The organism is Micromonospora sp. NPDC000207 (assembly GCF_040300925.1).
Classification (GTDB): Bacteria; Actinomycetota; Actinomycetes; order Mycobacteriales; family Micromonosporaceae; genus Micromonospora.
On sequence record NZ_JBEPEQ010000014.1, the window covers coordinates 1 to 25,434 of the forward strand.

At 71.6% G+C, this 25,434-nt stretch carries 29 protein-coding genes; 19 read left to right on the forward strand and 10 right to left on the reverse strand.

Annotation, left to right across the window (positions count from 1 at the left end):
* Positions 1-84: 84 nt before the first annotated feature.
* The 9 genes from ABT336_RS05785 to ABT336_RS05825 all read left to right on the forward strand — a co-directional run bounded on the left by ABT336_RS05785 (position 85) and on the right by ABT336_RS05825 (position 9,151).
* Positions 85-1,059 (forward strand): UDP-glucuronic acid decarboxylase family protein, encoded by a 975-nt coding sequence (locus ABT336_RS05785; RefSeq protein ID WP_350895351.1) that lies wholly within the window; start codon positions 85-87, stop codon positions 1,057-1,059.
* A gap of 77 nt (positions 1,060-1,136) precedes the next feature.
* Entirely contained in the window at positions 1,137-2,384 is a 1,248-nt protein-coding gene (locus ABT336_RS05790) for an LCP family protein (protein WP_350895352.1), read from the forward strand.
* Between the two features lie 222 nt (positions 2,385-2,606).
* Entirely contained in the window at positions 2,607-3,893 is a 1,287-nt protein-coding gene (locus ABT336_RS05795) for an LCP family protein (RefSeq protein WP_350895353.1), read from the forward strand.
* Positions 3,894-3,976: 83 nt separating this feature from the next.
* The gene (locus ABT336_RS05800; protein WP_502891113.1) at positions 3,977-4,987 is read left to right on the forward strand and encodes an LCP family protein; all 1,011 of its coding nucleotides are present in this window, start codon (positions 3,977-3,979) and stop codon (positions 4,985-4,987) included.
* A 41-nt stretch (positions 4,988-5,028) separates the two neighbouring features.
* The gene (locus ABT336_RS05805; protein ID WP_350895354.1) at positions 5,029-5,364 is read left to right on the forward strand and encodes a rhodanese-like domain-containing protein; all 336 of its coding nucleotides are present in this window, start codon (positions 5,029-5,031) and stop codon (positions 5,362-5,364) included.
* A 13-nt stretch (positions 5,365-5,377) separates the two neighbouring features.
* A complete protein-coding gene (locus tag ABT336_RS05810) occupies positions 5,378-6,169 on the forward strand; it encodes a glycerophosphodiester phosphodiesterase (protein WP_350895355.1) in 792 nt (263 codons plus the stop codon).
* A 92-nt stretch (positions 6,170-6,261) separates the two neighbouring features.
* Complete coding sequence (locus tag ABT336_RS05815; protein ID WP_350895356.1) at positions 6,262-7,719, forward strand: sensor histidine kinase; 1,458 nt, start codon at positions 6,262-6,264, stop codon at positions 7,717-7,719.
* A gap of 64 nt (positions 7,720-7,783) precedes the next feature.
* Positions 7,784-8,200, forward strand: coding sequence for an ATP-binding protein (locus ABT336_RS05820; protein WP_350895409.1), 417 nt, complete (start codon positions 7,784-7,786; stop codon positions 8,198-8,200).
* A gap of 66 nt (positions 8,201-8,266) precedes the next feature.
* Positions 8,267-9,151: a DUF5926 family protein gene (locus tag ABT336_RS05825; protein WP_350895358.1), complete on the forward strand. Its 885-nt coding sequence runs from the start codon at positions 8,267-8,269 to the stop codon at positions 9,149-9,151.
* Between the two features lie 72 nt (positions 9,152-9,223).
* Here ABT336_RS05825 and ABT336_RS05830 read toward each other — a convergent pair whose 3' ends face one another.
* Positions 9,224-10,432 (reverse strand): arginine deiminase, encoded by a 1,209-nt coding sequence (locus tag ABT336_RS05830; protein WP_350895359.1) that lies wholly within the window; start codon positions 10,430-10,432, stop codon positions 9,224-9,226.
* A gap of 163 nt (positions 10,433-10,595) precedes the next feature.
* Between ABT336_RS05830 and ABT336_RS05835 the strand changes: the two genes are divergently transcribed.
* From ABT336_RS05835 to pheA, 3 genes are all read left to right on the forward strand, one after another.
* A complete protein-coding gene (locus ABT336_RS05835; protein ID WP_350895360.1) occupies positions 10,596-11,330 on the forward strand; it encodes a hypothetical protein in 735 nt (244 codons plus the stop codon).
* A gap of 171 nt (positions 11,331-11,501) precedes the next feature.
* The gene (locus ABT336_RS05840) at positions 11,502-11,957 is read left to right on the forward strand and encodes a hypothetical protein (RefSeq protein WP_350895361.1); all 456 of its coding nucleotides are present in this window, start codon (positions 11,502-11,504) and stop codon (positions 11,955-11,957) included.
* 98 nt (positions 11,958-12,055) lie between these two features.
* A complete protein-coding gene (pheA, locus tag ABT336_RS05845) occupies positions 12,056-13,006 on the forward strand; it encodes a prephenate dehydratase (RefSeq protein WP_350895362.1) in 951 nt (316 codons plus the stop codon).
* 25 nt (positions 13,007-13,031) lie between these two features.
* On the opposite strand, the gene ABT336_RS05850 is transcribed toward pheA, so the two are convergent.
* The 3 genes from ABT336_RS05850 to ABT336_RS05860 form a co-directional block, all read right to left on the reverse strand.
* Positions 13,032-13,712 (reverse strand): AIM24 family protein, encoded by a 681-nt coding sequence (locus tag ABT336_RS05850; RefSeq protein WP_350895363.1) that lies wholly within the window; start codon positions 13,710-13,712, stop codon positions 13,032-13,034.
* Positions 13,713-13,783: 71 nt separating this feature from the next.
* The gene (locus tag ABT336_RS05855) at positions 13,784-14,146 is read right to left on the reverse strand and encodes a metallopeptidase family protein (RefSeq protein ID WP_350895364.1); all 363 of its coding nucleotides are present in this window, start codon (positions 14,144-14,146) and stop codon (positions 13,784-13,786) included.
* 83 nt (positions 14,147-14,229) lie between these two features.
* Positions 14,230-14,661, reverse strand: coding sequence for an OsmC family protein (locus ABT336_RS05860; RefSeq protein WP_350895365.1), 432 nt, complete (start codon positions 14,659-14,661; stop codon positions 14,230-14,232).
* A gap of 238 nt (positions 14,662-14,899) precedes the next feature.
* On the opposite strand from ABT336_RS05860, the gene ABT336_RS05865 reads away from it, so the two are divergent.
* From ABT336_RS05865 to ABT336_RS05875, 3 genes are all read left to right on the forward strand, one after another.
* Positions 14,900-15,661, forward strand: coding sequence for a hypothetical protein (locus tag ABT336_RS05865; RefSeq protein ID WP_350895366.1), 762 nt, complete (start codon positions 14,900-14,902; stop codon positions 15,659-15,661).
* Between the two features lie 184 nt (positions 15,662-15,845).
* Positions 15,846-16,667, forward strand: a complete 822-nt coding sequence (locus tag ABT336_RS05870) for an HAD family hydrolase (protein ID WP_350895367.1) — start codon at positions 15,846-15,848, stop codon at positions 16,665-16,667.
* A complete protein-coding gene (locus ABT336_RS05875; protein ID WP_350895368.1) occupies positions 16,667-17,479 on the forward strand; it encodes an HAD family hydrolase in 813 nt (270 codons plus the stop codon). The genes ABT336_RS05870 and ABT336_RS05875 overlap by 1 nt, the downstream gene beginning before the upstream one ends.
* A 10-nt stretch (positions 17,480-17,489) precedes the next feature.
* On the opposite strand, the gene ABT336_RS05880 is transcribed toward ABT336_RS05875, so the two are convergent.
* Complete coding sequence (locus tag ABT336_RS05880) at positions 17,490-18,092, reverse strand: bacterial proteasome activator family protein (protein ID WP_350895369.1); 603 nt, start codon at positions 18,090-18,092, stop codon at positions 17,490-17,492.
* Positions 18,093-18,246: 154 nt separating this feature from the next.
* Between ABT336_RS05880 and ABT336_RS05885 the strand changes: the two genes are divergently transcribed.
* Positions 18,247-19,041, forward strand: coding sequence for an alpha/beta hydrolase family protein (locus ABT336_RS05885; protein WP_350895370.1), 795 nt, complete (start codon positions 18,247-18,249; stop codon positions 19,039-19,041).
* Positions 19,042-19,110: 69 nt separating this feature from the next.
* Entirely contained in the window at positions 19,111-20,304 is a 1,194-nt protein-coding gene (locus ABT336_RS05890; protein WP_350895371.1) for an ABC transporter substrate-binding protein, read from the forward strand.
* A gap of 18 nt (positions 20,305-20,322) precedes the next feature.
* Here the strand turns inward: ABT336_RS05890 and ddaH are convergent, their stop codons facing one another.
* Positions 20,323-21,156 carry a dimethylargininase gene (gene ddaH / locus ABT336_RS05895; protein WP_350895372.1) on the reverse strand — a complete coding sequence of 278 codons (834 nt, stop codon included), beginning with the start codon at positions 21,154-21,156 and terminating at the stop codon, positions 20,323-20,325.
* A 59-nt stretch (positions 21,157-21,215) separates the two neighbouring features.
* On the opposite strand from ddaH, the gene ABT336_RS05900 reads away from it, so the two are divergent.
* Positions 21,216-21,668, forward strand: coding sequence for an Lrp/AsnC family transcriptional regulator (locus tag ABT336_RS05900; RefSeq protein WP_350895373.1), 453 nt, complete (start codon positions 21,216-21,218; stop codon positions 21,666-21,668).
* A gap of 6 nt (positions 21,669-21,674) precedes the next feature.
* Here ABT336_RS05900 and ABT336_RS05905 read toward each other — a convergent pair whose 3' ends face one another.
* From ABT336_RS05905 to mobA, 3 genes are read right to left on the reverse strand one after another with little or no spacing between them, the layout of a single operon-like run.
* Positions 21,675-22,787, reverse strand: a complete 1,113-nt coding sequence (locus tag ABT336_RS05905) for a T3SS (YopN, CesT) and YbjN peptide-binding chaperone 1 (RefSeq protein WP_350895374.1) — start codon at positions 22,785-22,787, stop codon at positions 21,675-21,677.
* Positions 22,788-22,838: 51 nt separating this feature from the next.
* Positions 22,839-23,123 carry a DUF6457 domain-containing protein gene (locus ABT336_RS05910; protein ID WP_350895375.1) on the reverse strand — a complete coding sequence of 95 codons (285 nt, stop codon included), beginning with the start codon at positions 23,121-23,123 and terminating at the stop codon, positions 22,839-22,841.
* The gene (gene mobA, locus ABT336_RS05915) at positions 23,120-23,677 is read right to left on the reverse strand and encodes a molybdenum cofactor guanylyltransferase (RefSeq protein ID WP_502891118.1); all 558 of its coding nucleotides are present in this window, start codon (positions 23,675-23,677) and stop codon (positions 23,120-23,122) included. The genes ABT336_RS05910 and mobA overlap by 4 nt, the downstream gene beginning before the upstream one ends.
* A gap of 154 nt (positions 23,678-23,831) precedes the next feature.
* Here mobA and fdhD point away from each other — a divergent pair, with 154 nt between their 5' ends.
* Positions 23,832-24,695, forward strand: a complete 864-nt coding sequence (fdhD, locus tag ABT336_RS05920; RefSeq protein WP_350895377.1) for a formate dehydrogenase accessory sulfurtransferase FdhD — start codon at positions 23,832-23,834, stop codon at positions 24,693-24,695.
* Here the strand turns inward: fdhD and ABT336_RS05925 are convergent.
* Positions 24,685-25,392 (reverse strand): GAP family protein, encoded by a 708-nt coding sequence (locus ABT336_RS05925; protein WP_350895378.1) that lies wholly within the window; start codon positions 25,390-25,392, stop codon positions 24,685-24,687. The genes fdhD and ABT336_RS05925 overlap by 11 nt on opposite strands.
* Positions 25,393-25,434 lie beyond the last annotated feature (42 nt).

The window sequence follows — 25,434 nt, forward strand, 5'->3', positions numbered from 1 at the left end:
GGGGGGGCCCGCGGTTTGCCCCCCCTGGGCCCCCCCCCCGCCACGCCTCCCGGCCGCCGCCGGGGCGTCTGTAGGCTGACCCCCATGAGTGTCGCTGCGCGCTTCGGATCCGGTCACCGCGTCCTGGTCACCGGTGGTGCCGGGTTCGTGCCGTCGCACCTTGTCGACGTGCTCGTCGGGCGTGGCTGCACTGTCGTGGTGCTTGACAACTTCGTCACCGGTTCCAAGGAGAACGTCGCCCACCTGGTCGACCACCCGGCGTTCACCCTGGTCGAGGCGGACGTCTCCGACGGGCTCCCGGCCGACCCGGCGCTGGCCGAGCGGTTCGACGCGATCCTGCACATGGCCTCCCCGGCCAGCCCGACCGACTTCGCCCTGCTCCCGGTGGAGATCCTGCGGGTCGGGTCGGTGGGCACGCTGCACCTGCTGGAGCGGGCCGTCGCCGACGGTGCCCGGTTCCTGATGACCTCCACCTCCGAGGCGTACGGGGACCCGTTGGTGCACCCCCAGCCGGAGACGTACTGGGGCAACGTCAACCCGATCGGGGTGCGCAGCGTCTACGACGAGGCGAAGCGCTTCTCCGAGGCGGCGACCATGGCGTACCACAGGCACCGTGGGTTGGACGCTGCCATCGTCCGGATCTTCAACACCTACGGTCCCCGGATGCGGCCCGACGACGGGCGGGCCATCCCGACCTTCATCTCCCAGGCGCTGCGCGGTGAGCCGCTGACGGTGCACGGCACCGGGAACCAGACCCGCTCGATCTGCTACGTCGACGACCTGGTCCGGGGGATCCTGCTGCTGCTCGACTCGACCGAGACCGGGCCGATCAACTGTGGCACCGAGCACGAGCTGACGATGCGTCAACTGGCCGAGTTGATCGTGTCACTCTCCGACAGCGAGTCCGAGGTGACGTACGTCACCAGAAGTGCGGACGACCCGGAGAAGCGCCGCCCCGACCTCACCCGCGCGCGTCAACTGCTCGGATACGAGCCGACTGTGGGCCCCGAGGAGGGGCTGCGCCGGACCATCGAGTACTTCCGCCAGCGCCTCGGGTGACCGGCCGCCGACCGGCGGAGGTCAACCTGTACGTCGCCTGAGGGCGGTTGTGGCCGGGGATACGTACCCTGAGTTACATGTCAGCGACCAGTTCAGCGGAGGGGCCGGTTCCGTATCTGCACCGCGATGCGGGGCGCGCGTCGGCCCGGGGCGGGGCGGGGCGAGCCCGGCCGACCGCGCAGTGGTACCCGGCGCACGACGAGACTCCGACTCCCGGTGGCCCGGCCGGGCCGGGTGGACCGGGTGGTCCCGGCGGCCGGGGCCGGCAGTACGGTTCCGGTGGTGCGGGGGGTCGCCCCCGCCCGCGCTGGCGTCGTATCGCCCTGGTGCTCGGGGTCCTCGTCCTGGTGCTCGCCCTCCTCGTCGGCGGTGGCGCCTGGTTCTACACCCGCAGCCTCAACGAGAACCTGGCCCGGACCGACCCGTTCTCCGCGATCACCGGCGGTCGCCCGGCCAAGACCGTCGACGGTGCACTGAACATCCTGATGGTCGGCACCGACTCCCGGGACCCGGACGCCCCGGTGGACCAGTCCAGCGACTGGCGGGCCGACACGATCATCATGATGCACATCCCGTCCGACCATCGGCAGGCGTACCTGGTCTCCATCCCCCGGGACCTGTACGTGCCGATCCCGGAGAGCGCCGACGCCGAGTGCGCCTCGGGGCGGCGGGCGAAGATCAACGCGGCGTTCGCCTTCGGTGGCCTGCCGCTGGCGGTCCGCACCGTCGAGTGCTTCTCCGACGTTCGGATCGACCATGTGATGGCCATCGACTTCGCCGGATTCAAGCAGGTCACCGATGCCCTCGGCGGGGTCGAGCTGAAGGTGGAGCGGACCGTCACCTCGATCCACAAGCCGTTCCGCACGTTCGAGAAGGGCACCAACCACATGGACGGTGCCGAGGCGTTGGACTGGATCCGGCAGCGCAAACAGTTCCCGGATGGTGACTTCGCCCGGATGCGGCACCAGCAGGAATTCCTCCGCGCCCTGATGGACAAGGCGGCCAGTTCCGGCACGTTGACCAATCCGGCCCGGCTGAACTCGTTCCTCCGCTCGGTGACCGACGCGGTCACCGTCGACCAGGGGTTCTCGCTCGGTGACATGGCGCTCCAGTTCCGTAATCTGCGCGGGGAGAACCTCACCTTCGTCACCAGTCCCCATCTGGGTAGCGAGAACATCAACGGTGAGTCGGTGGTGGTCTCCGACCGGGAGAAGGCGCTGGCGATGTATCAGGCCATCACGGCGGACAGGATGTCCGAGTGGATGCAGGCCAACCAGCCGGAGCCGGAGAACGGCCAGCAGGAGGGCGGTGGCGGCCAGAACTGAGCCGCGACCTGTTTCGTATTCGTTTCGACGGACGTCATCACCGGACGGTGGTCGGCTGAGTACTCAACCAGCCCGGCCGCCGTCCGGTCGTATCTGTCTGGACGTTCGGCCAGTTGAGTGAGGGGAGCCGGAAAAAACGGTTCTGGCGGGAGCGAAAAACTCGCCAGAAGGGGGCACGAACCGTAAAGTGATGCCGCCCCTCTTATGCGAACTGGAGCACGCATGCCGGTTCAGTCCCCCCGCCGGTCCGGGTCACCGGAGTACACCAGCGCATCCGTCTCAGGCTCAGCGGGCCTCCCGTCGCAGCGCGCCACCGGCCCCCGGCCGGCTGCCCGGGTCCCGAAGAGCCACGCCCCCAAGAAGAACAGGGCCGCCCGGAACGACAAGGCGGCAGTGGACCAGGTCGGTCCGGCCCGGCGCAAGCGCCGGAAGGATCCCCTCTGGGCGAAGATCACCCTGGCGGTCGGTGCGGTCCTGATGGTCACCAGCGGGGTCGCCCTCGCCGGCACCAAGGCCCTCGTCGACCAGGCGACCGGAAGCATCGAACAGCGCAACCTGCTCGGTGGCGCCGGCAAGAGCGACGCCGAGGGTGGCGAGAGCCTCGAAGGCCCGATCGACATGCTGCTGCTCGGGGTGGACGCCCGCGAGCGGTGGGCGGCCGACGACGTCCGCGCCGACAGCATCATCGTCCTGCACATCCCCGCCTCGCACGACCAGGCGTACCTGATCTCCATCCCGCGCGACACCGAGGCGCACATCCCGGCGTTCGCCAAGAGCGGGTGGACCGGGGGCGTCGACAAGATCAACGCTGCCTTCCAGGCGGGTGCCCGCAACGACGGGGGCTGGGAGGGCGGTGCCCAGTTGATGGCCGAGACCATCAAGGGGATGACCGGTGTCAGCTTCGACGGCGCGGCGATCATCAACTTCGGCGGGTTCAAGAACGTCATCGACGCCCTGGGCAGCGTGAAGATCTGCCCGAACCAGGAGGTCAAGTCCGCGCACATGTCGTACGTCGACGGCGAGCCGATGTGGAACGCGGACGCCAAGAAGACCGGCAAGGCCCGTACCCCGGTGGTCCACAAGAAGGGCTGCCAGGAGATGGAGGGCTGGGCTGCCCTGGACTACTCCCGACAGCGCTACGGGCTGAAGAAGGGCGACTACGACAGGCAGCAGAACCAGCAGCAGCTGATCAAGGCGATGGCCCGCAAGGCGACCGACTCCGGGATGCTGACCAACCCGGCGAAGCTCCAGGAGCTGGTCAGGGCGGCGGGGAAGGCCTTCATCCTCGACACCGGAAACGCCGGCCTCGCCGACCTGGTCTTCACCATGCGCGGGGTCACCGGCAACGAGTTGACCATGCTGCGGACCAACGGGGGTGACTTCCACGGCAACGACGCCGGGCGGGAGACGCTCAGCCCGCTGTCGCTGGAGATGTTCCAGGCGGTCAAGAACGACCAGCTCGCCGAGTTCGTCTACGCCAACCCAGGCATGATCTCCACCCGGAAGTGAGTTCACCGAAACGCCGGTGAACAGGGGGGACACCCTCCTAGCCTGAGATGAGAATTGCTCGCATCAGGCTAGGAGGGTGTTCCGTGCGGCCCTCTCGTCGCCGTACCCCGCGTTGGGCCCGGATCCTGCTCGGTGCCGGGTTGGCACTGGTCCTGGTGGCCCTGGCCGCCGTCGCCGGGCTCCGGATGCTCACCGACAGGTACGACCGGACGGTGAGCAGGGAACAGTTGCTCGACCCCGGCGCCCGCAAGGACGACACGGAGCTGGACGGGCCGCTGACCTACCTGCTTGTCGGCTCCGACCGGCGGCTCGGGACCACCGACGAGTCCCAGCGCTCGGACAGCATCCTCGTCGTGCACGTACCGGCCGGGCTGCGCCGGGCCTACCTGATCTCCGTACCCCGGGATCTGCTCGTCGACATCCCACCCGGCGCGAACGGCAGCCCCGGCGGACCCGACAAGATCAATGCGGCGTACGAGCGGGGCGGCGGCGGCGAGGGCGGGGTCCGACTCCTCTCGGCCACGCTGTCCCGGCTGACCGGGCTGCGCTTCGACGGGGCCGGGGTGGTGGACTTCGCCGGGTTCCGGTCCGTCATCGACCTGCTCGGCGGGGTACGGATGTGCGTCGACACCGAGGTCCGCTCGATCCACACCGGGGCGGTCTTCTCCCCCGGCTGCCACCGGATGGACGGCGGTCAGGCGTTGGACTACGTCCGCCAGCGCTACGACCTGCCGGGCGGCGACTACGACCGCCAGCACCACCAGCAACAACTGCTGCGGGCGATGATGGAGCAGGCGGGGCAGACCGACCTGCGGCGCAACCCGGTCAAGCTGGACCGGGTCCTCCGCGCGGTGGGCGGCTCGCTGACTGTGGACACCAACGGCGTACCGATCGAGGAACTGCTGCTCGCCCTGCGTGACCTGCCGGCGGACGCCCTGCTCGGGGTGCAGGTCCCCTCCGCACCGCAGACCATCGACGAGGTGTCCTACGTCGTCCTCGACGACGCCGGCGGGGGCGGACTCTTCACCGCACTGCGCGACGACCGGGTCGCCGAGTGGGCCAGCGGCAACTCCCGCTGGGTGAGACCGGTGTGACCGGACGGTTCTCCGCACGGGGTCCACTAGGCTAGGTACCCGTGTTCGGACCCCAGGTACCCACCATGCCCGTGACCGAGATCGACGACGACACCTACCTGCTCGACGTCCGCGAGGACGACGAGTGGGCCGCCGGTCACGCACCCCACGCCCACCACCTGCCGATGATGGAGATACCGGCCCGGCTGGCCGAGGTGCCACAGGACCGGGACGTGGCGGTGATCTGCCGTTCCGGGGGCCGGTCCGCCCAGGTCGTCGGCTACCTGATGAACCACGGCTGGGACCGGGTGCGCAACGTCGCCGGTGGAATGGGCGATTGGGCCGCCGCCGGTCGTCAGGTCGTCGACTCCGGCGGACAACCCGGCCGGGTGCTGTAGAGGGGCCGGTGCCATGGGCGACCCAATGGTGTTCGCGCACCGCGGCTCCTCCGCCGACCTGCCCGAGCACACCCTCGCCGCGTACCTCCGTGCCCTCGACGAGGGCGCCGACGGGTTGGAGTGTGACGTCCGGTTGACCCGGGACGGGCACCTGGTCTGCGTACACGACCGTCGGCTGGACCGGACCAGCAACGGGAACGGGCTGGTCAGCGGCCGTACCCTCGCCGAGCTGGACCTGCTCGACTACGGCTCCTGGCATCCCGGGTGCCTGCCCGGTGACGGGGTCGAGTCGGTGGACGAGTCGCACACCAGACTGCTCACCCTGGAGCGGCTGCTCGACGCCGTCCTCGCCGCCGGGCGGCCGGTCCGGCTCCTGGTGGAGACCAAACACCCCTCCCGGTACGGGCCGGCGGTCGAGCGTCGACTCGTCGCGCTGCTGCGCCGGTACGGGCTCGCCGAGCCGACCCCGGACACCCTGGTCCAGGTGACTGTGATGTCGTTCTCGACCCTCGCCGTACGGAGGATCCGGGTCCTGGCCCCGGCCCTGCCGACGGTGTTGCTGATGGAGTCGAGGCCGCGATGGGCGCGGCCGGGCCGACTGCCGCTCGGCACCCGGATCGCCGGCCCCGGGGTCGACCTGGTCCGCAACCGCCCGGGTCTGGTCCCGGCGTTCCAGGCCGCCGGTCACCAGGTGTACGTCTGGACCGTCAACGAGCCGACCGACCTCGACCGGGTGCTGGCGGCCGGGGTGAACGGGATCATCACCGACCGACCGGCGTTCGCCCTGGCCCGGCTCGGCCGATGAACCCACCGGACCCGGCGGCCCCGTCCGCCCGGGGCACCCCCGGACGTTCCGCGAGGGTGCCCCGGGCGGGCGTGGAGGGGCAGACTCGGGGGATGCCGGAGCAGACCGACTTCGCCGCCCTCATCGCCGGACACCACATCGCGATCGAGATGATCAATGCGGGCGACTCCGGGCTGCCCGTCCTCACCCGGCTGCTGCGGGAGGTCCAGCCGGCGCTCGGTGCCGCCGGTGCCGCCTTCGTGGAGTTCACCCCCTCCGGGGGACGGGTGATCGCGGCCAGCGGGGGGTGCGAGTGGACCGTCGGGCGTCCCCTGTCCGCCACCGATCCCGCCGTCGTCTGCCTGCTCACCGGCCCCCGGATCCGGCAGGCCCGCATCGAGCACCTCGACGGCCAGTTGACCCGCGAGCTGGTCGGGAGCGGGCTGACCTGGATGGTGGTGGCCCGCGCCGAGATCGGCGGGGTGACGGTGGGCAGTCTGCACGTGCTCTACCGCGAGGGGGACGCCCACCGGACCGACGCCCGGGACGCGGCGGTCGGATACCTCGCCACCTGCATCGCCCACATGTACGGCGACCAGCACGGGCTTCCCGTCCACGGGGACGGGCCGGTGGTGGCGGCGCTCGCCGACGGGCTGGCGGTGGTGGACCAGGGCGGCACCGTACGGCTGTGGAACCCGGCGGCTGCCCGGCTGACCGGGCGTCCCGCAGCCCAGGCCCTCAACGAACCCCTGCCGTTCCCCCTGCCGCACTCCGGTCGGGCCCTCGACCACCGGCTGCCGGACGGCCGGTGGCTGAAGATCAACTCGGGGGAGCTGCCGGGCACCGGGCAGCTGCGGGTGGTCACCTTCCGCGACATCACCGACCAGCAGCGCCGGGCCCGCGACCGGGAACTCTTCGTGGCGGTGACCAGCCACGAACTGCGTACCCCGGTCACTGTCATCAAGGGGTACGCCGACACCCTCAACGAGCACTGGGACTCCCTCACCGAGGGCGACCGCCGTCAGGCCGCGCAGATCATCGGGCAGCGCGCCAACGACCTGGCCCGGCTCGTCGACAGGCTGCTCGCCACCACCGCCGAGACCGGGCCGGGCGTCGAACCGTCGGTCCCGTTCGACCTCGCCGCCGCGCTGCGGGCCGCTGCCGACAACCTGCCCGGTGAGGTACGCCGCCGCCTCCGCCTCGACCTGCCCGGCGACCTGCCGACGGCGTGTGGACACCAGCAGAGCCTGACCACCGTGCTGACCGAGTTGAGCACCAACGCGGTCAAGTACTCCGCCCCCGACTCACCGATCGAGGTCAGCGCGGACGCCGACGGGCAGACCATCGCCTTCCGGGTCGCCGACCGGGGCATCGGTATCCGTCCGGAGCACGTGGAGCGCGCCTTCGACAGGTTCTGGCAGGGCGAGTCCGGGGACCGTCGGCGCTACCCGGGGGCCGGGCTCGGCCTCTATCTCGTCCGGCAACTCGTCGAGCAGCAGAATGGTTGGGTATCACTCCGGCCACGAGTCGGTGGCGGTACCGTCGCAGAGGTGCGGCTGCCGCGTGGGTGACCCGACGCGGCGCGAGGGGGGAAGGACGACCGTGGGGACGGGACGGGCCGAGCGTTCGTGGTGTGTGGTGGTGCCCCATCACGCAGTGGGTGCCCGGATGGCCCGGCGTCGCCTGGTCGACGAGCTCACCGACGTCGTCTCCCCCATCCTGCTCCCCGATCTGGTGGCCGTCCTGGCCGAGCTGGTCGGGAACGCGGTCCGGCACGCCGACGCGCTGCCCGGCGGGGTGGTCCGGGTGGCCTGGCGGCTCTGCCCCGACCCGCAGGGCGTACGGATCCAGCTGCGGGTGACCGACGGCGGTTCCACAGCCACCCCCCGGATGCGACCGGCCGGACCGGACGCGATCGGCGGCCGTGGGCTGCACATCGTGGCCGGGTTGGCGGCCCGCTGGGGCGTCGACCGGGACGGGCTGGGGCAGAGCGTCTGGGCGGAGTTCGACCCGGTCGCCCTCGGCCACCCCGACCTGGCCGTGGCGGGCTGACAGCCGACGGGTGGGTCCGGCCGAGCCGACCGGCAGCCGACCCCCGGTGGTCTAGGCTGGGTCGCCGTGAGCAAGCGTCGAAAGAGTCAGCGGGCCGCCGTAGCCACCCCGAAGCCGGCGAAGGTGCGGGACGTCTTCGTCCCCCGGCCCTTCGAGGGGCTGGCCGACGAGCCGGAGTGGATCGCCCTCCGGGAGTTGGTGCCGGCCGCGTCGGCGCCCCTGCGGCTCAACGCGGAGTTGGCGGCGGAACACCCCGACCGTCCGGTCGTCCTGGCCACAGTGCTGCCGATGGCCACCCCGGCGATGGCGCGGGCGGACGGGACGGTCTTCGTCGGGCTCCAGCGCCACCAGCAGAGCGGTGACGTCTCCCGGGACCTGGCCGAGTCGCTGCTGTGTGCGCTGCGCACCGAGCCCGGCGGGCAGGTCCAGGTGCCTCCGCTGCCCGGCCCCGGCCCCCGGCTCCAGGACGTCCTCGCCGACGACGTGTTGGACGTCGACCTCCACGAGGGCTTCGAGTTCTGGCTGGAGCCCGCAGCCGCCTCCGACCCGACAGTGCAGGCATCCCTGGAACGGGCGAACGCCGCCGTCTACCCGACCGTACGGCTGACGACGAGCCGGGCGGCGTACTGGTGCCGGGTGCCGGAGAAGGCGCACGTGCGGTGGGTGCTCCCCGACGACGAGGACGGCGCACTCGACGCACTGGCCCGGCTGGGGGCGGCGGGGACGCTGCCGCTCGCCGAGGAGACCCGTTTCGCCGGGATGTTCCGCGCCCACGGCCGCCTGGTCCCGGTGTGGGACCTGCCCGAGGACGTACCGGCGACCGAGTGGGAGGAGCCCGTCGGCCGGTTCGCCGAGCGGTACGCCGAGGCGTTGGCCGACCCGACCCCGCTCGACGCGGCGGAACGCCGGGCCCGACAGGGTCTGCTGGGCCGACAGCTCACCCTTCGCTGAGGCGTACGGGGGCGGGGGGCGGTGCCGGCGGGCTCATCGGCCGGTACGGTCCCCGTCGGTGTGGGGCGGCACTCAGCCCGGGAGCGGGTCGCGCACGAGTGGGCAGGACATGCAGCGGGGTCCGCCCCGGCCGGAGCCCAGTTCGGATCCGGCGATCCGGATCACCTCGATCCCGGCCCGTTCGAGTTGGGCGTTGGTCTCGACGTTGCGTTCGTACGCGACGCAGAGCCGGGGTGCCAGGGCGAGGGTGTTGTTGCCGTCGTCCCACTGTTCCCGTTCGGCGGTGACGGGGTCCAGGCCGGTGTCGATGACCCGGAGCCGGTCCAGTCCCATCGCCTCGGCGGCGGCGCGCAGGAACGGGGTCCGCTCGCCCACCCGGGGGGTGCCGTCCTCCCCGGCCACCACCGGGTACGCCGACAGGGTGTCGGCGATGTTCGGGTACATCAGGACGGCGTCGACGTCGACCATGGTGCAGACGGTGTCCAGGTGCATGGTGGCCCGTTCCTGGGCGATCGGGACCACCAGGATGGTGTGGACCAGGCCGGCCGCGAAGACCTGCCGGGCGAGGCGTTCCGCTCCGGCGGGGGTGGTCCGTTCTCCGACCCCGACGGCGAGGACCCCGGGGGCGAGCAGCAGGACGTCACCGCCTTCGAGGTGCTCCAGGGTCGGACGGTAGGCGAGGTCGGTGCCGACGAACCGGGGGTGGTACCGGTAGATCGCCTCGGTGAGGGTGCTCTCCCGGCGTCGGGCGGGCATCGCCAGGCTGGTGACCGCCACCCGGTCGCCGATCCAGACCGACGAGTCGCGGGTGAAGAGCAGGTTCGGCAGCGGGTCGATGACGAACTCGTGCCGGTCCATCAGCGTCCACACCAGTCCACCGGGCCGTTCCCGACTGAGCCGTAGCTCCTCGTGGGCCAGTCCGGCGACGAGGACCTCGGCGAGGGCCTCCGGGTCCAGGTAGGCCAGATGCTCGGCGACCCGGCGGCGCAGGGTGTCACCGAGCCGGGGGGAGCGCAGGACCTGCTCGGTCAGCTCGGACCGGGCATCGGCGACGGCGAGCGTCTCGGCGAGCAGACCGGCCAGATAGAGCACCTCCACGCCGCGCCCGGCGAGCGCGGCGGCGAAGGCGTCGTGCTCCTCCTGCGCCCGCCCCACCCATGGGATAGCGTCGAAGAGCAACGAGTCGTTGTTCCGGGGGGTCAGCCGGGCGAGTTCGGGGCCGGGTCGGTGCAGCAGCACCGTGCCGAGCGCACCGACCTCGCTGTCCACATGGTGGGTCACCCTGGCAGCCTAGGCAGGGGATTGACGTCATGCGAGAAAAGATGTGGTCGTGAATAGGGCATTCATCCGCACTCACTCCGGCGTTCCACCTTGCCGAACACCCGACTAGGCAACGTAGGGTAGTGAGGACATAACTTCGAGGGACCTTTTGCCGGAGGTCGCGATGACTGTCTTTCCCGCACGACGGGCCGTCTCCACGGGTCGGGCGCTGCCGCCCGCCGACGGCTCACCGCCGCACGGCGACGCCTCCGGGCTCGCCGGTCGGTACACACCCATGGAATGGGCCCGACGCCGTCGGGCCGAGCGGGGTGCCCGCCGACTTGAGGCCGCCGGGGCCCGTGCCCTCGGGCAGCTCGACCACCTCGGGCCGTCCTGGCACGTGGTGGAGTGGCCCCGCACCGACGTCTCCGACCTCCTGCTCGACCCCGCCGAGGACGACCGTGCCGGGTTCCTCGCCATCGGGCCGAGCGGGCTCTTCGCCATCACCATCGCCGACCACGGCCGAGCCCGGGTGCTGGTCGCCGGTGACGTGGTGCAGATCAACGGCAAGCGCCCGCCGTACGTCCCGGAGACCCGCCGCGACGCCAAGCGGGCCAGCAAGGCGCTGACCGACGCGGTCGGACTGCCCATCCCGGTCACGCCGGTGCTGACCTTCGTCGGGTCGGGCGTCATCAGCGTCTACGGTCTGCCGAAGGACTGCCTGATGGCGACCCACCGGGAGTTGGACCGCCTCCTCGTCGCGGGCGGAAACCGGATCAGCCCGGCGACCGCCGAGAAGCTGACCCAGGTGGCCCAGCACCCGGGGACGTGGATGAAGGGCGGATACCGTCCGGCAGCCGACTACCGGTGGTACGACGAGGGCCGAACGGCCGCTGACAAGGCGGCCAACCGCCGGTAACGTCTCGGTCGACGCCACGTGGCCCATTCGTGAGCTGCCTCGTCCCCTCCGTACACGCCCTCCCGTCCGGTCGTCCGCCAGTGGCGGCGACCCGGGTGACCCGGCGTGGTCGGGCGGTGCCGCCGACGACCGGCTAGCGTGGACGGACCGGCGGTGTACCTAGGAGGCGCGGTGGCCCACGTCGAACTCTCGCTCTCGGAAGCGTTCGCGCCGTCCGTTGCGGCCCCCGCCGAGCAGGAGTCCGGCAGTGTCGGAAACTGGGCGGTCACCGTCTCCCGGGCAGCCGAGCCGTGTCTGCTCATCGACGCCGAGACCAGGGTCGTCGCCGTCTCGCCGTCCGGTTGCCGACTCCTGTGCCTGGGCCGACCGGAGGACGTGATCGGCCTTCCGCTGCTCGACGGCGGCCTGCGCCTGCTGGACTTCACCGCTTACCGGGGCGAGCTCACCGAGCAGGACACCGACAAGATCCCCCCGCTGCTGGCCCTGCACTCGGGGCGGCTGGCCCGGGGTCTGCTGCGCATCCAGGCGGCCGTCGGTGCGCCGGACGCGACGGTGGACGCCATCTCCACCCCGGTCCTCGACGACGGGGACGTCGCCGGATCGCTCACCTTCTTCTGCGTCCTCTGACCGGACAGGCGTCGACCAGGCCACCCCCGCACACCACCCGACCGACCGGCATCCGGGCGTTGGCCTGCGACTGCGGGGCCGGTGCGTAGGCTGTCGCCATGCCCGGAACACCGCCCACCCGCTTCGCCTACCTCGGCCCCGAGGGCACCTTCTCTGAGCAGGCGCTGCGGACGATCCCCGCTGCCGAACACGGCACCCGGACCCCGGCCCGCAGCGTTCCCGAGGCGCTGGAGAGCGTACGAGCCGGGGATTCCGACGCGGCCCTGGTGCCGTTGGAGAACTCGGTCGGCGGGGCCGTCGGGGTGACCCTCGACGAGTTGGCCGAGGGGGAACCACTGGTCATCACCAGGGAGGTGATCCTGCCCGTCGACTTCGTGCTCGGTGCCCGCCCGGGGACCACGACGGCCGCCATCCGGTCGGTCGCCGCCCACCCCCAGGCGTCCACCCAGTGCCGACAGTGGCTGCGGAGTCACCTGCCCGACGCGGCCGTCGTCGACGTCCTCTCCAACGCCGCCGCCGCGACCGGCGCGGCCGAGGGCCGGTACGACGCCGCGATCTGCGCCCCGATCGGTCTCGCCCGGCACCGGCTGGCGGTGCTGGCCGACAAGATCTCCGACCACCCCGACGCGGTGACCCGGTTCGCCCTGGTGTCCCGCCCCGGCCCGCCACCGCCCCCCACCGGGGACGACGTGACGTCGTTGGCCGTCTACATCGCCCACGACCGGGTGGGTGTCCTGCTGTCGGTGCTGATGGAGCTGGCGGTCCGGGGGGTCAACCTGACCCGGATCGAGTCCCGCCCCACCGGTGAGGCGCTCGGCCGGTACGTCTTCTTCCTCGACTGCACCGGGCACGTGGCCGACGATCGCCTCGGCGAGGCGTTGCAGGGGCTTCGGCGGGTCTGCGCCGACGTCCGGTTCCTCGGGTCGTACCCCCGGCACCGGTGGAGTCAGAGCGGCGGTGACCAGCCCGTACCGGCACCGGCCGGTCTGTCGGACACCGACTACGCCGACGCGGCGGCCTGGCTGGCCCGGCTCCGGCGAGGGGAGTGACCCCCTCCGGGTCGGTGTCGGGACCCTACTGGCCGCTGCCGGGGGTCGGCGGTTCCTCGGAGGGCTGCACCACCACGAACCCCTGACCGGTGAAGCTCATCGTGAACGCCTCCCCGGTACGCCGACCGAGCAGCGTGCCCAGGCCGATCTGCTCGGCCCGGTGGTAGCCGGTCCTGAGGTTGGCCGACCAGCAGACGATCGCCTGCGGGTCGACGTAGGTGGGAGCGTCCACGTTGAGCACCACAGGCGTGCCCTTCGTGGTGATGGCGATCCGACCGTGGCCGGTGAAGATGCAGTTGAACAGGCCCGAGGCGGCCATCCCGGTGCCGCCGACGAGCTTGATGTCGTACTGCAGGGTGGGCTCGAAGGCCAGCACGCTGGAGCCGTTGATCGACAGGGCGTCGCCCGGTTCCAGGTCGATGACGTGTACGTCCTTGGCCAACTCGGCGAGGAAGACGTCGCCGGAGCCGGTGAGCTTCATCAACGGAACGCCCTCGCCGGTCAGCTTCTGCTTGAGGAACTTCCCGAGACCACCCGAGCCGAGCGCCTGGAACTGGACCTGCCCCTGGTAGGCGACCATCGACCCGACCCGGGCCAACGCCTCACCGTGTAGTCGGATCTTGAGCATCTTGGAGTTCTGCAGCCACATGCCGGGCTGCGCGGACTCCTTCTCCAGGTTCTCGGCCGAGAACAGCTCGCTGCGCATGGTGAAGATGCCTCCGTTTCGCCTGCTGGACCTGCGACGGTACGGGTCCGTCGCAAACAGGTACGGCGACGTCAGCCCCAGCCCAACTCGTGCAGTCGGTCGTCGTCGATGCCGAAGTGGTGGGCGATCTCGTGCACCACTGTCACAGCGACCTCCTCGACGACGTCCTCCTCGGTCTCGCAGACACGCAGGATCGGACGGCGGTAGATGAAGATCCGGTCCGGCAGCACCCCGGCGTAGTCCCAGCCCCGGGTGGTCAACGCGTGCCCCTCGTAGAGGCCGAGCAGCTCCGGCTCACCGGGGGGAGAGTCCTCCTCGACCAGGATCACCACGTTGCTCATCAGCCCGAGCAGCTCCTCGGGCACCTCGTCGAGCGCCTCGGAGACCAGGTCCTCGAATCGTTGCGGGCTCATCTCGACAGGCACCTCGCCCATTCTGCCCGACCCGGCCGCCGTCTTCAGCCCACGTCGGGGTCCGGTCGGTGCTGTGCCGCACCGACCGGACCCCGACGGGGTGGTCAGCCGGCGAGCCGGGCGGTGAGGCTGATCTGCACGCCCGGGGCGAGCAGCCGGGAGATCGGACAGTTCTCCTTGGCGCCCTCGGCGAAGGTGGTGAACTGCGCCTCGTCGATTCCGGGCACCTGACCGACGGTCTCCAGGTCGATCCGGGTCACGGTCATTCCGGCGTCGGTCTTGTCCAGGTGCACCTTGGCGGTGGTCTCCACGGAGGTGGCCGGCGATCCGGCGTCGGCCAGGGCCTTGGAGAGGGCCATCGAGAAGCAACCGGCGTGCGCCGCGCCGATCAGCTCCTCCGGGTTGGTCCCCTGTCCCTCCTCGAAGCGGGACGCGAAGGAGTAGTTCCCCGACAATCCCCCCTTGCCGGTTCGGATGGTTCCGGAACCCTCGGTGAGGTTGCCCTGCCACTGTGCGGAAGCTGTACGAATAGGCATGTCCCTGACGCTAACCGACGCGGGGCTCCTCGGCGCGGTGTCCGATCGCAGGCCCGGTCGACCTGCGCCCCGCCGGGCCGTGTCACCCGGTCGCCCCGCCGGGCCGCGTCACCGGTCGACGTCCGCCCCGCCGGGCCGCGTACCCGGTCGACCTGCGCCGACTGTGTCATGATTCGGCCTGGACCGACGGTCGGGGGCGCCCCCGACCGCTCAAGCCCGCACGGGCGGAAGGGTCACGATGTCCCAGGATCTCCCCATCCCACGGCAGGACGACCGCTCCGACGGCGCAGCCGTCCTCGAATGGGGATCAGGCGAGGCGAAACCCCGGGGTCGGACCGCCAGTACCCTCGCCGGTCTCGGCCGGGACCGTCGGCTCCCCGGCGTGCTGGCCGGGGTGGGCGCGGTGGCCGCCGTCGCCTCGATGGTCGGTGAGTGGCTGGTGATGACGCTGCCGGACGGCGGCGCGGACGGCGAGACCGAGCTGCGGATCCCGGGCAACGTCTCCGAGGTCGGTGGGTTCGGGGTCGGCTACCTGGTCGGGCTGCTCGTCCTCGGTGCTCTGGTGGCGCTCGCCCTGACCGGCACGACGGCGATCCGGCACAACGCCCGGGTGGCCGGGCTGGCTGTGGCGGCGGGGTTGGTGGCGTTGCTGGTCGCCACGGCCTTCGCCCTCGACGAACCGAGCCAGCGCGCCCTCTTCTACTCCCCGGAGGACGGCTACCGGGTGGAGTACGGCCGTGGCCTGGTGATGGCCTTCGTCGGCTGTCTGCTCCTCGCGGCGGCGCTGCACCTGAGCGGCAGGGGCCAGGCCCGACCCGCCGCCGACCGACCGGACGAGCCGACGGAGCCGACCGCTGACGACGGGCCGCCCGACGCCGGGTTCCGTCCGTGGCGACGGGGGCGCTCGGACCGGGCCGCAGACGAGGCCCCCCTGCCGGCTCCGCCCGACCTGACAGTGCAGCCGACGGTCCCGTTCGCCCGTCCGGAGCCACCGGCCTGACCCTCCCGGCCGGGCTCGCGGCGGGTCGCCGGTCACCTGACGTCCGTCGCGAGTTGATGTCCGATTAGCGCATAAGCCATGGTTGAGACCGGTTTCCCGAGGTACGTTTGCTGCCCGCCATCGTGGGTCCAGCGACGCCGGCGCCTCGGCGGCCGACCCGAGGGCGGTGGGCTGAGGAGGACTGATGACCCGGCCAGGACTGCCCAAGTTGATCGCCACCGACCTCGACGGGACGCTCGTGCGCAGCGACGAGAGCGTCTCCGCGTACACCCATGAGGTGCTGGACCGGGTCCGGGCCGCCGGGATCCCGGTGGTCGGCGCGACCGGGCGCGGGCCTCGACTGACCGAACTGACCCGTAACGACATCCGGGCCGCGGACTTCCTGGTGATGGCCGGTGGCGGTCGGGTGGTGGACCAGAGCGACCCGGCGGGGCCGGTGGTGCTGCGTGACGTACGCCTTCCCGGCGAGGTCCTGGCCCGGCTGCTCACCGACCTGGAGGCCGAGGTCGGCCCGCTGACGGTGATGGTCGAGGCCCTGGACGACCACGACGCCCCGCTCTGGGGGGACTATCACCCGAGCTGGCCCTATCCGGACCGGTTCGAGGCGCGCAGCCGGAGCGAGTGCCTCTCCGGGGAGGTGCTCAAGGGGTTCGCCCGGACCTCCGGTCACCACGTCGACGAACTGCTCGACGTCGCCCGCCGGATCATCCCGGCCGAGGTGGCCACCCTCACCCAGGCCGGGCTCGGCTTCATCGAGATCTGCCCACCGCAGACCGACAAGGCCACCGGGCTCACTGTGGTGGCCCAGACCCTCGGCGTCGACCCGGCCGACGTGCTGGTCTTCGGGGACATGCCCAACGACCTGCCGATGTTCGAGTGGGCCGGGTGGGCGCGGGTGGCGGTCGCCAACGCCCACCCGTCGGTGAAGGCCGTCGCCGACGAGGTGACCCTGCGCAACGACGACGACGGGGTGGCGGTGTACCTCGATCGGCTACTCTCCCGCTGATGGGAGACACACCCCGCCTGATCGCCACCGACATCGACGGAACCCTCCTCACCGACAAGACCACCGTCAGCCCCCGTACCTCCGCCCTGCTGGTCCGGCTCCGCGCCCAGGGGGTGCCGGTGGTGCTGGTCACCGGTCGGCCGATCCGCTGGCTCTCCCTCGTCTACGACCAGCTGGCCGAGCCGCTGCCGGCGATCTGCGCCAACGGGGCGGTGGTGTACGACCCGGAGTCCGACGAGGTGCTGCGGGCCGACCCGCTCGCCCCGGAGCACCTGTCCGAGGTGGCCCGTCGACTCCGGGCCGAGGTACCGGGGGTGAGCCTCGCCGTCGAGATCGCCGACGGGCGGCAGATGCGGCACGAGACGCACTACCCGCTGCGGTGGGACGCCGACTTCGCCGCCATCCGGGCCGTCGAGTCACCCGAGGAGCTGCTCTCCGTCCCGGCGGTGAAGCTGCTGGTCCGGGCTGGTGACCGGGATCCGGACGTCTTCGTCGAGCTGGTCGCCGGCGCGATCCAGGGGCTCGCCGAGGCGACCCACTCCACGCACAGCGGGCTGATCGAGATCTCCGCCGCCGGGGTGACCAAGGCCGCCGGGTTGGCCTGGTTCTGCGAGCGGCTCGGGATCGGTGCCGGCGACGTGGTCGCCTTCGGTGACATGCCCAACGACGTACCGATGCTGACCTGGGCGGGTCGGGGGGTGGCGGTGGCCAACGCGCACCCCGCCGTCCTCGCCGTCGCCGACGAGGTGACCTCGGCGAACTCGGAGGACGGCGTGGCCGCGTACCTGGAGAGGGTCTTCCCCACCGGCTGAGCCGGGCCGGTCAGAGGTACTGGCCGGTGCTGTGGTTCTCCCCGCCGGGCTGACCGCCCATGCCGGGCATGCCGGGGACGATCCCGCCCGGTCCGCTGGGCAGCGCAGCCCGACCCGAGCGCATCTGCTCCAGCTGGACCCGGGCCGCCATCTGCTGGGCGACCAGGGCGGCCTGGATGCCGTGGAAGAGACCTTCGAGCCAGCCGACCAGCTGGGCGTGGGCGATCCGCAGCTCCCCCTCGCTGGGGGCCTTCTCCTCGGTGAAGGGCAGCGAGATCCGCTCCAACTCGTCGCGGAGTTCGGGCGCGAGCCCCTCCTTCAGCTCAACGATCGACCGCTCGTGGATCTCCCGCATCCGGTGTCGGCTGGCGTCGTCCAGCGGGGCGGCCTTGACCTCCTCCAACAGCTGTTTGATCATGCTGCCGATCCGCATCACCTTGGCCGGCTGCTCGACCAGGCGGGCGGGGTCCTCGCCCTGGACCTCGTCGGTCTGCACGGTGCCGACCGGTCGGCCGTCGGGGCCGACCACCACCACCGTGCCGGGTACACCGGCACCGTCGCGGCCCGGCTCGTCGTTCTGTTCGGCGGAGCGCGATTGCGTCATGGCACCCATCTTGTCCCAGGGACCGGGTCACCCGCTCGCCGCCCCGACCGACGCCCGGCGGTTCCACCCGTTGTGACCGGCGCGTCCACCACGCGTACCCGCCGGTAGGAAAGGTGCCTACCAGGGTGGGAGCGATGCCATCGGGCGCGCTACCGTCGCGCACATGACCGCAGACCGGCGTGCCGTGCTCACCCGGCCGAGCCCGCCGCCGGACGCCACCGTCCGGTACGGCGACCACCCGGACCAGATCGCCGACCTACGCCGACCCGCCGGTCCGACGTCGACCGGGCCGCTCGTCGTCGTGGTGCACGGCGGCTTCTGGCGGGCCGAGTACGACCGGACGCACACCGGACCGCTCGCCGCCGCCCTCGCCGAGTCGGGCCATCCGGTCGCACAGGTCGAGTACCGGCGCACCGGTCGGCCCGGCGGAGGCTGGCCCGCCACCGGCTCGGACGTCGTCGACGCGGTGGCGGCACTGCCGGAACTCGTCGCCGACGCCTTCCCCGAACTGAACGTTTCCGGTCAACCGCTTCTCGTCGGGCACTCGGCCGGCGGACACCTCGCGCTGCACGTGGCAGGGGTCGCCCCACAGACCGTCGACGGGGTCCTGGCCCTGGCCCCGGTCACCGACCTCGCCGAGGCGTACCGGCTGGACCTCGACCAGGGCGCGGTGGCCGCGCTGCTCGGCGGGGGGCCGGCGGAGTTCCCCGACCGGTACGCCGCCGCCGACCCCGCCACGCGACCGCCGCCCCCCGTCCGCACGGTGATCCTGCACGGGACGGACGACAGACAGGTACCCATCACGATGAGCAGGGCCTACGCGGCAGCGGCGGCAGAGGCCGGTGCCGATGTCACACTTGTCGAAGTACCTCGATGTGACCATTTCGGGCTCATCGATCCGATGGCTCCCGACTGGCCCCAGGTGACCAGTGGGTTACGGTCCCTGCACAATGATTGACGCACCATGACCGAGCAGGTAGAACGCCGAGGAGTGGTCACGATCCGCTCCTTTCCGGGAAGGACTTCGGTGTCGCAGATGAACCGCAGGCGAGCCCTGCAACTTCTGGCCGGGATCGGCGCCGTCGGGTTGGTGGGCGGGTGCGGCTCGGACGACGAGGACAGCACCACGCCTACCGGGGCACCGATCAAGATCGGTCTCATTGCCCCCACAACCGGTGCACTCAAGCCCATTGGCACCGAAATCGTCAACGGCTTCCAGCTCTACCTCGACCGGAACGCGGGGCAGCTGGGCGGCCGACCCGTCGAGCTCGTCGTCGCCGACGAGGGCGAGAACGCCCGCAGCGGTCAGGCGGCTGTCGACAACCTGCTCAAGCAGGGGGTCCTCGCCCTCACCGGAGTGGTGAACCCGGCGGTCATGATCGCCATCCGGGACGCCGTCGAAGAGGCCCGGGTCCCGCTGATCGGCTCCAACGCCTCGCCCGCCAGCCTCCAGAGCGTCGTCTACATCTGGCGGACGTCGTACGTGCTCAACGAGCCCGGGGAGGCGATGGGGGCGTACCTGGGTCAGGAACTGCCAGCCAGTGCCCGGGTCGCCATCCTCGCCCCGGAGAACGCCGGCAGCAGGGACGTGATCGCCGGTTTCCGCAACGGCTTCGGCCCCGACGACCAGCGGATCGCCGGTGAGGTGGTCTTCACCGACGACACCGCCCAACCGGGCAACACCGCGTACGTCGCCGACATCGAGCGGGCGTTGGCCCGCAACCCCACCGCCGTCTTCTGCTTCTACTCCGGCCAGGCCGCCGTCCAGTTCGTCAAACAGCTACGCCGGACGGGCTACCAGGGGCCGATCTACGCGCCCGGGTTCCTCACCGAGGGCACAGTGCTCGGTGAACTCCGCGAGCAGGAGGCGACCGGGATCTCCACCGCCCTCAACTACTCGGCCGATCTGAACAACACCGCCAACCGGCAGTTCGCCTCCGACTACCGCAAGAGCTTCGACGACTCGCCGACGACCTACGCGATGGCGTCGTACGACGCCGCCCAGGTGCTCGATGCCGCCATCCGACTGGCCGGGGACGAACCCAGCCCGCAGGAGGTCAACCTGGCACTGGGCCGCATCGGCCAGATCGACAGTCCGCGCGGTGCGTGGCAGTTCAACCAGTCGCGTACCCCGCAGCAGCGGTGGTACCTGCGGACCGTCCAGCGCGACGGTCAGCTGCTCTCCAACGTTCTGATCAACGAACTGGTCACCCTGGGCTGACACCGCCGGGGCGGCGGGTCAGGGGCGGAGTTCGGCGACGCAGCACTTCACGCTGCCGCCGCCCTTCTTCAACTCGGCCAGGTCCACCGGGACCGGGTGGTAACCGACGGCGCGCAGCTTCCCGGCCAGCCCGGTCGCCTCGGCGTTGAGCACCACGTTGCGCCCGTCGCCGACCAGGTTCAGGCCGAACGACATCGCGTCGTCGCCGTCGGCGAGGACCGCGTCCGGGAAGAGCTGGGCGAGGACCCGTCGACTGGCAGCCGAGAAGGCACCGGGAAAGTAGACGACGTTGGTGTCGTCCAGCGCGGCGAGCGCCACGTCCAGGTGGTAGAAGCGCGGGTCGATCAGGTGTAGCGAGACCACCGGACGCCCCATTGCCTCCTCCACCTCGGCGTGCGCCGCCAGGGCGGTGCGGAAGCCGTACCCGGCGAGGACCAGGCCGCCATGGGCCTGCGGCAGGTAGGCGAGGTCACCCTCGCCCTCGTTGGTCTCCACCGGCGCGACGAACCGCCAGCCCCGGTCTGCGTAGAAGGCCCGGTGCGCCGCCGCCTCGGCGGCCCGCTGGTCGTGCTTGAACCGGGCGCCGTAGGCGGTGCCGTCGACGGTGAACGCCCCGTTCGCGGCGTAGACCATGTCGGGCAGGCCCGGTTCGGGATCGAGCAGGTGCACCTCGTGTCCGAGGCCGGTCAGGGCCTCACGCAGCCCCTCCCACTGCTTGACCGCCAGTTCCCGGTCGACGGGGGCGGTCGGGTCCATCCACGGGTTGATCGCGTACTCGACAGCGAAGTGCTGAGGCGAGCACATGAGGTATGTCCGCTTTCGCGCGACTCGCTGCTGCTTCACGATTACCAAGCGTAGGTAGCGTAAAACTTTAGCAACAGCCGCGAACATTGCTTGCCCAAGGCGGAACGTTGCAGATAGATGACGTTGACCAGCGAATCATTGCGTTGCTCGTCGCAGACGCGCGGGCGTCGTACGCGGACATCGGCGCCCGGGTGTCACTCTCCGCGCCGGCGGTCAAGCGCCGGGTGGACCGGTTGCGATCGACCGGGGTGATCCGGGGGTTCACCGCCGTGGTCGACCCGGCCGCGGTGGGCTGGACCACCGAGGCCTTCGTCGAACTGTTCTGCGCCGGACGGACCACCCCGGCCCAGATCCGGATCGCCACCCGTCGGCACCCCGAGGTGGTGGGGGCCTACACCGTCTCGGGAGAGGCCGACGCCCTGGTCCACCTGCGGGCCGCCGACATCTCCCACCTGGAGGAGGCGTTGGAACGACTCCGGGCGGAACCCTTCGTCACCTCCACCCGGAGCACCATCGTGCTCTCCCGGCTCGTCGAGTCCCCCGGCGTCGGCCCGGCCTGACCGCGTTCAGAGGTACATGCCGGTCCGGTGGTCCGGGTCGCCCTCGGCGTCCCGACGGCCCGGCTTGTCCCCCTCGCCGAAGAACCGCTTCCCACCGAACTCACCGTGCAGGCGGTCGTCGAGTTCGTCGGCGAGACCGGTCATCACCTGCACCGCCAGCATCAGATGGGTGGCCTGGAAGTTCCGGCCGAAGACCGGGATGGAGGCCCACACCGTGTCGTCGGCGCAGTAGAGCCGGCCGATCGGCATCCGGTTGGTCAACTCGGAGAGCCTGACGTACAGCCGCTCGGTCGGCTCCACCTCGGTCAGGACCGGAGAGAAGACGTCGACCAGCGGCGGGTTGTCCCGTACCCGGACGAAGACCATCGCCGAACCCGCCCGGATGTTGATGTCCCCGTCGGAGTCGATCTGCAACAGGTCGGACTTGGACTTCAACATCGTCGACACGACGGTGCGGACCCGCTCGTCGAGGGTGTCCACGTCGTTCTCGGCGCTCTGACCGGCCGCCGCCGCCAGTGCCTCGTCCAGGTCGGCCTCGACGTCCCGGTCCGGGCCGAACTCACTGCGCGCCGTCCCCAGGGGTTCCACGGTGATCGGCTCCCCCTGGGCGTCGTGCACCAGGTACACCAGGAAGGCCGGGTGCGGGGCGCCGTAGACGTCGCGCAGCGTCCGGGCGAGCAGCGCGGCGAGCCTGCTCCCCTCCGCCGTCGTACCCTCCAGGCCGAAGTCCCCACCCGAACCCTCGACCACCCCGGGCGGGGACCAGCCGAGCGCGATCATGTCCGCCACCGCAGCCCGGTCCATGCGGTACCCCTGCGGCAGGGTGGCGTTGCCGACGGCCCGCGCCGAGACCCGCCCCTCGGCCACCACGTCGACGCTGATCGAGTAGACGGCGTCACCGGTGCCGGAGGCGGTCGGGTCGAGGGTCAGCTCGATGTGCGTACCGGTGGGCAGGTCCCGCAGTCGCCCGGCGAGCGCCCGCGCGAACTCCTGCCAGGCCTGGGTCACCTTGGCCCGCAGGTCGGCCGTGGTCGGCGCGTCGAGCAGGATCGGCTCGTGGTGCTCCGGCGGGGGGTCGCCGGTCGGGTCAGCCGGCGCCGAGGGGTGGTCTGCCGTCATCATCGCCTCCGTCCGTCAAGGTCACCCTACCCACGGCACGGGGCGGGCGAATCAGTCGCGACCGGGATCGGACACGGCCCCGTCGGGGCCGCCGCCCCCGCCCATCTCGACCGGCCAGGAACCGGCCAGTTCGGTCAGTCGGGCCGCGACCGTCGCCGGATCCGCCCCCCGACCCACAGCGACCCCCATCAGGTACGCGCTGACCGGCGCCCCCGGACGCAACACCTGGTGCGCCACGTCCCGGGCCAGATCCAGTACGACGGGCACCGGCACCTGCGTCGGGTCCAGACCCAGTTCGGCGCAGGCCGCCACGACCCACTCGTCCATCACCGTCATCGCACCCACTCCTCGGCCCGGCGTACGTCGTCGTCAGTGTCACAGTCGAACCACGGCGGAGGCCCCGCACCAGACCAGGGCAGCTCGGTGACGTTCAGCCCGGCCAGGAGGGTACGCATCGACGCCCCGACGAGCCCGTCAGCGCGCCCGTCGGCGACCGAGGTCAGGGCGGTCCGCAGTGCCGAGACCCGCCACACCCCGCAGAGGGGTTGCCGACGTCCGTCGTCGTCGACGAAGCAGACGCCGTCGGCCGTACCCCCGGTGAACTCCCGCCGCAGCGACGACACCGCCTCCCCGGTGAGCAGCGGCAGGTCGGCGGCGAGCAGGGCGACGACGGGGACCTCGGGGTCGATCAGCACCAACCCGGCCGCGACAGCGGCCACCGGGCCTGCCCCCGGGGGATCCTCCCGGGTGGTCTGCACCTTCACCGGGAATGCCTCGACCGGCTCGGGGCCGACGAGCACCCGGGGCTCGGCGTCCGCCACGGCGTCGAGAACCCGGTCCCGCATCGAGCGGCCCCCCACCCGGACCCCAGGCTTGTCCGCCCCACCCATCCGGCGGGCCGCCCCGCCGGCCAGCACCACCGCCGCGTAACGGTCCGGTGGTGCGGTCCGGTCGGTGGTCACCGGAGACCGTTCCGGTCTGGAGTCATCCGGTCACGGTAGCGGCACCCGGGCCGACACGGGATCCGTCGGGCAGGATGACGCCATGGGACGTGCCACCGACCGCCGCCCGATCCGGCGGATCGACCTCGACACCCCGCCCGACCGCCGGTCGGTACGCCGACCGGACAGCCTCTCCGTCGAGGAGCCGCTGGAGATCCGGGTCGGTCCGGCGGGGCCCGGTCGACGTCGGCCCCTCGCTGTGACGATGCGGACCCCCGGCGACGACCTCGACCTGGCTGTCGGGTTCCTGCTCACCGAGGGGCTGATCAGGTCGGCCGACGACGTCCTCACCGCGCAACTCTGCGCCGGGGCGGAGACACCGAACACGTACAACGTCGTCGACGTGGTACTGGCCCCGGGCGTACCCGAGCCGACCACCGACCCGACCCGGAACTTCTACACCACCAGCTCGTGCGGGGTCTGCGGGAAGGCGAGCATCGACGCGGTGCGTACCCGGTCGCTGTTCGCCGTGACCGACGACCCGGTCACCGTCCCGGCCGAGGTCCTGGCCGACCTGCCGGACCGGCTGCGTGCCGCGCAGCGGGCCTTCGCACGCACCGGTGGTCTGCACGCGGCCGGGCTGTTCACCGCCGACGGTGGTCCGGTGGTGTTGCGGGAGGACGTCGGCCGGCACAACGCTGTGGACAAGGTCGTCGGCTGGGCGGTCCGCGAACGGCGGCTGCCGCTCGCCGGGCACCTCCTGCTGGTCTCGGGGCGGGCCAGCTTCGAGCTGACCCAGAAGGCGTGGATGGCCGGGGTGCCGGTGCTCGCAGCGGTCTCCGCCCCCAGCAGTCTCGCCGTCGACCTGGCCGACGAGGCCGGGATCACCCTCGTCGGGTTCCTCCGGGACCGGAGCATGAACGTCTACACCCACCCCGGGCGGATCACCGTCGACGTCACCGGTTGAGCAGGTCGAACAGGCCGAGTCGGACGGCGGCGTCCCGGGCGAGGAGGAACCCCGCGATGCCGAGTACCCAACCCAGCGCGCCACCGGCCTTCTCGGTGATCCACCTGTTCAGCCGCGCCAACAGCGGCTCGACCGGCCCCGGGAGGGCGACCCGCGCCACCAGCAGGACCACCGCCGGCAGGACCATGACCAGGCAGTACGCGCCGAGAAGCGCCACCGTCGTGGCACCGGACAGCTCCGCGGTGGTCAGCAGACCCACCGCTGCGAGGTACGGCAACATGGTCGCCACCTCGGCCAGCGCGGCCAGCAGCGCCAACCCGACCAGCCACCGGACCGAGGAGTCGCCCCCGGTGGCCCGGTCACGCCACCGCAGCACCCCGCCGCCCTTGCGGTTGCGCTTTCCGTCGTACCGGAAGCTCAGGGCGAACAGTGCCACCCCCAGGGCCAGTTGCGCCCAGAGCACCGGTCGGCTGTCGAACGTCCCGTCGAGCGCGGCGACGATCCGGGTTCCGCCGACGGCGAGCAGCACCCCGACAGCGAAGTAGAACGCGGTGATGGTGCCCAGGTAGGCGAGGATCCTGCCGACCCGGACCCGACCGGGCGACATCAGCAGCCAGATCGGGATGAACAGGGTGCCGATGCTGGTGCTGTCGACGAGCGCGAGCCCGAGGAGCGACAGGAGTAGTCCGGTGCTCATCGGGCACCGTCCGGGGCGGAAACCATGAGTTCAGTGTCGACG

Coding starts and splice junctions, on each gene's coding strand:
- ABT336_RS05925 (WP_350895378.1), bottom strand. CDS start 25,392: ATGAGCACCGGACTACTCCTGTCGCTCCTCGGGCTCGCGCTCGTCGAC.
- ABT336_RS05905 (WP_350895374.1), bottom strand. CDS start 22,787: ATGACGGCAGACCACCCCTCGGCGCCGGCTGACCCGACCGGCGACCCC.
- ABT336_RS05910 (WP_350895375.1), bottom strand. CDS start 23,123: ATGACGGTGATGGACGAGTGGGTCGTGGCGGCCTGCGCCGAACTGGGT.
- ABT336_RS05880 (WP_350895369.1), bottom strand. CDS start 18,092: ATGGGTGCCATGACGCAATCGCGCTCCGCCGAACAGAACGACGAGCCG.
- ABT336_RS05795 (WP_350895353.1), top strand. CDS start 2,607: ATGCCGGTTCAGTCCCCCCGCCGGTCCGGGTCACCGGAGTACACCAGC.
- ABT336_RS05785 (WP_350895351.1), top strand. CDS start 85: ATGAGTGTCGCTGCGCGCTTCGGATCCGGTCACCGCGTCCTGGTCACC.
- ABT336_RS05870 (WP_350895367.1), top strand. CDS start 15,846: ATGACCCGGCCAGGACTGCCCAAGTTGATCGCCACCGACCTCGACGGG.
- ABT336_RS05815 (WP_350895356.1), top strand. CDS start 6,262: ATGCCGGAGCAGACCGACTTCGCCGCCCTCATCGCCGGACACCACATC.
- ABT336_RS05885 (WP_350895370.1), top strand. CDS start 18,247: ATGACCGCAGACCGGCGTGCCGTGCTCACCCGGCCGAGCCCGCCGCCG.
- pheA (WP_350895362.1), top strand. CDS start 12,056: ATGCCCGGAACACCGCCCACCCGCTTCGCCTACCTCGGCCCCGAGGGC.
- ABT336_RS05810 (WP_350895355.1), top strand. CDS start 5,378: ATGGGCGACCCAATGGTGTTCGCGCACCGCGGCTCCTCCGCCGACCTG.
- ABT336_RS05850 (WP_350895363.1), bottom strand. CDS start 13,712: ATGCGCAGCGAGCTGTTCTCGGCCGAGAACCTGGAGAAGGAGTCCGCG.
- ABT336_RS05860 (WP_350895365.1), bottom strand. CDS start 14,661: ATGCCTATTCGTACAGCTTCCGCACAGTGGCAGGGCAACCTCACCGAG.
- ABT336_RS05790 (WP_350895352.1), top strand. CDS start 1,137: ATGTCAGCGACCAGTTCAGCGGAGGGGCCGGTTCCGTATCTGCACCGC.
- ABT336_RS05865 (WP_350895366.1), top strand. CDS start 14,900: ATGTCCCAGGATCTCCCCATCCCACGGCAGGACGACCGCTCCGACGGC.
- ABT336_RS05875 (WP_350895368.1), top strand. CDS start 16,667: ATGGGAGACACACCCCGCCTGATCGCCACCGACATCGACGGAACCCTC.
- ABT336_RS05835 (WP_350895360.1), top strand. CDS start 10,596: ATGACTGTCTTTCCCGCACGACGGGCCGTCTCCACGGGTCGGGCGCTG.
- fdhD (WP_350895377.1), top strand. CDS start 23,832: ATGGGACGTGCCACCGACCGCCGCCCGATCCGGCGGATCGACCTCGAC.
- mobA (WP_502891118.1), bottom strand. CDS start 23,677: ATGGGTGGGGCGGACAAGCCTGGGGTCCGGGTGGGGGGCCGCTCGATG.
- ABT336_RS05855 (WP_350895364.1), bottom strand. CDS start 14,146: ATGGGCGAGGTGCCTGTCGAGATGAGCCCGCAACGATTCGAGGACCTG.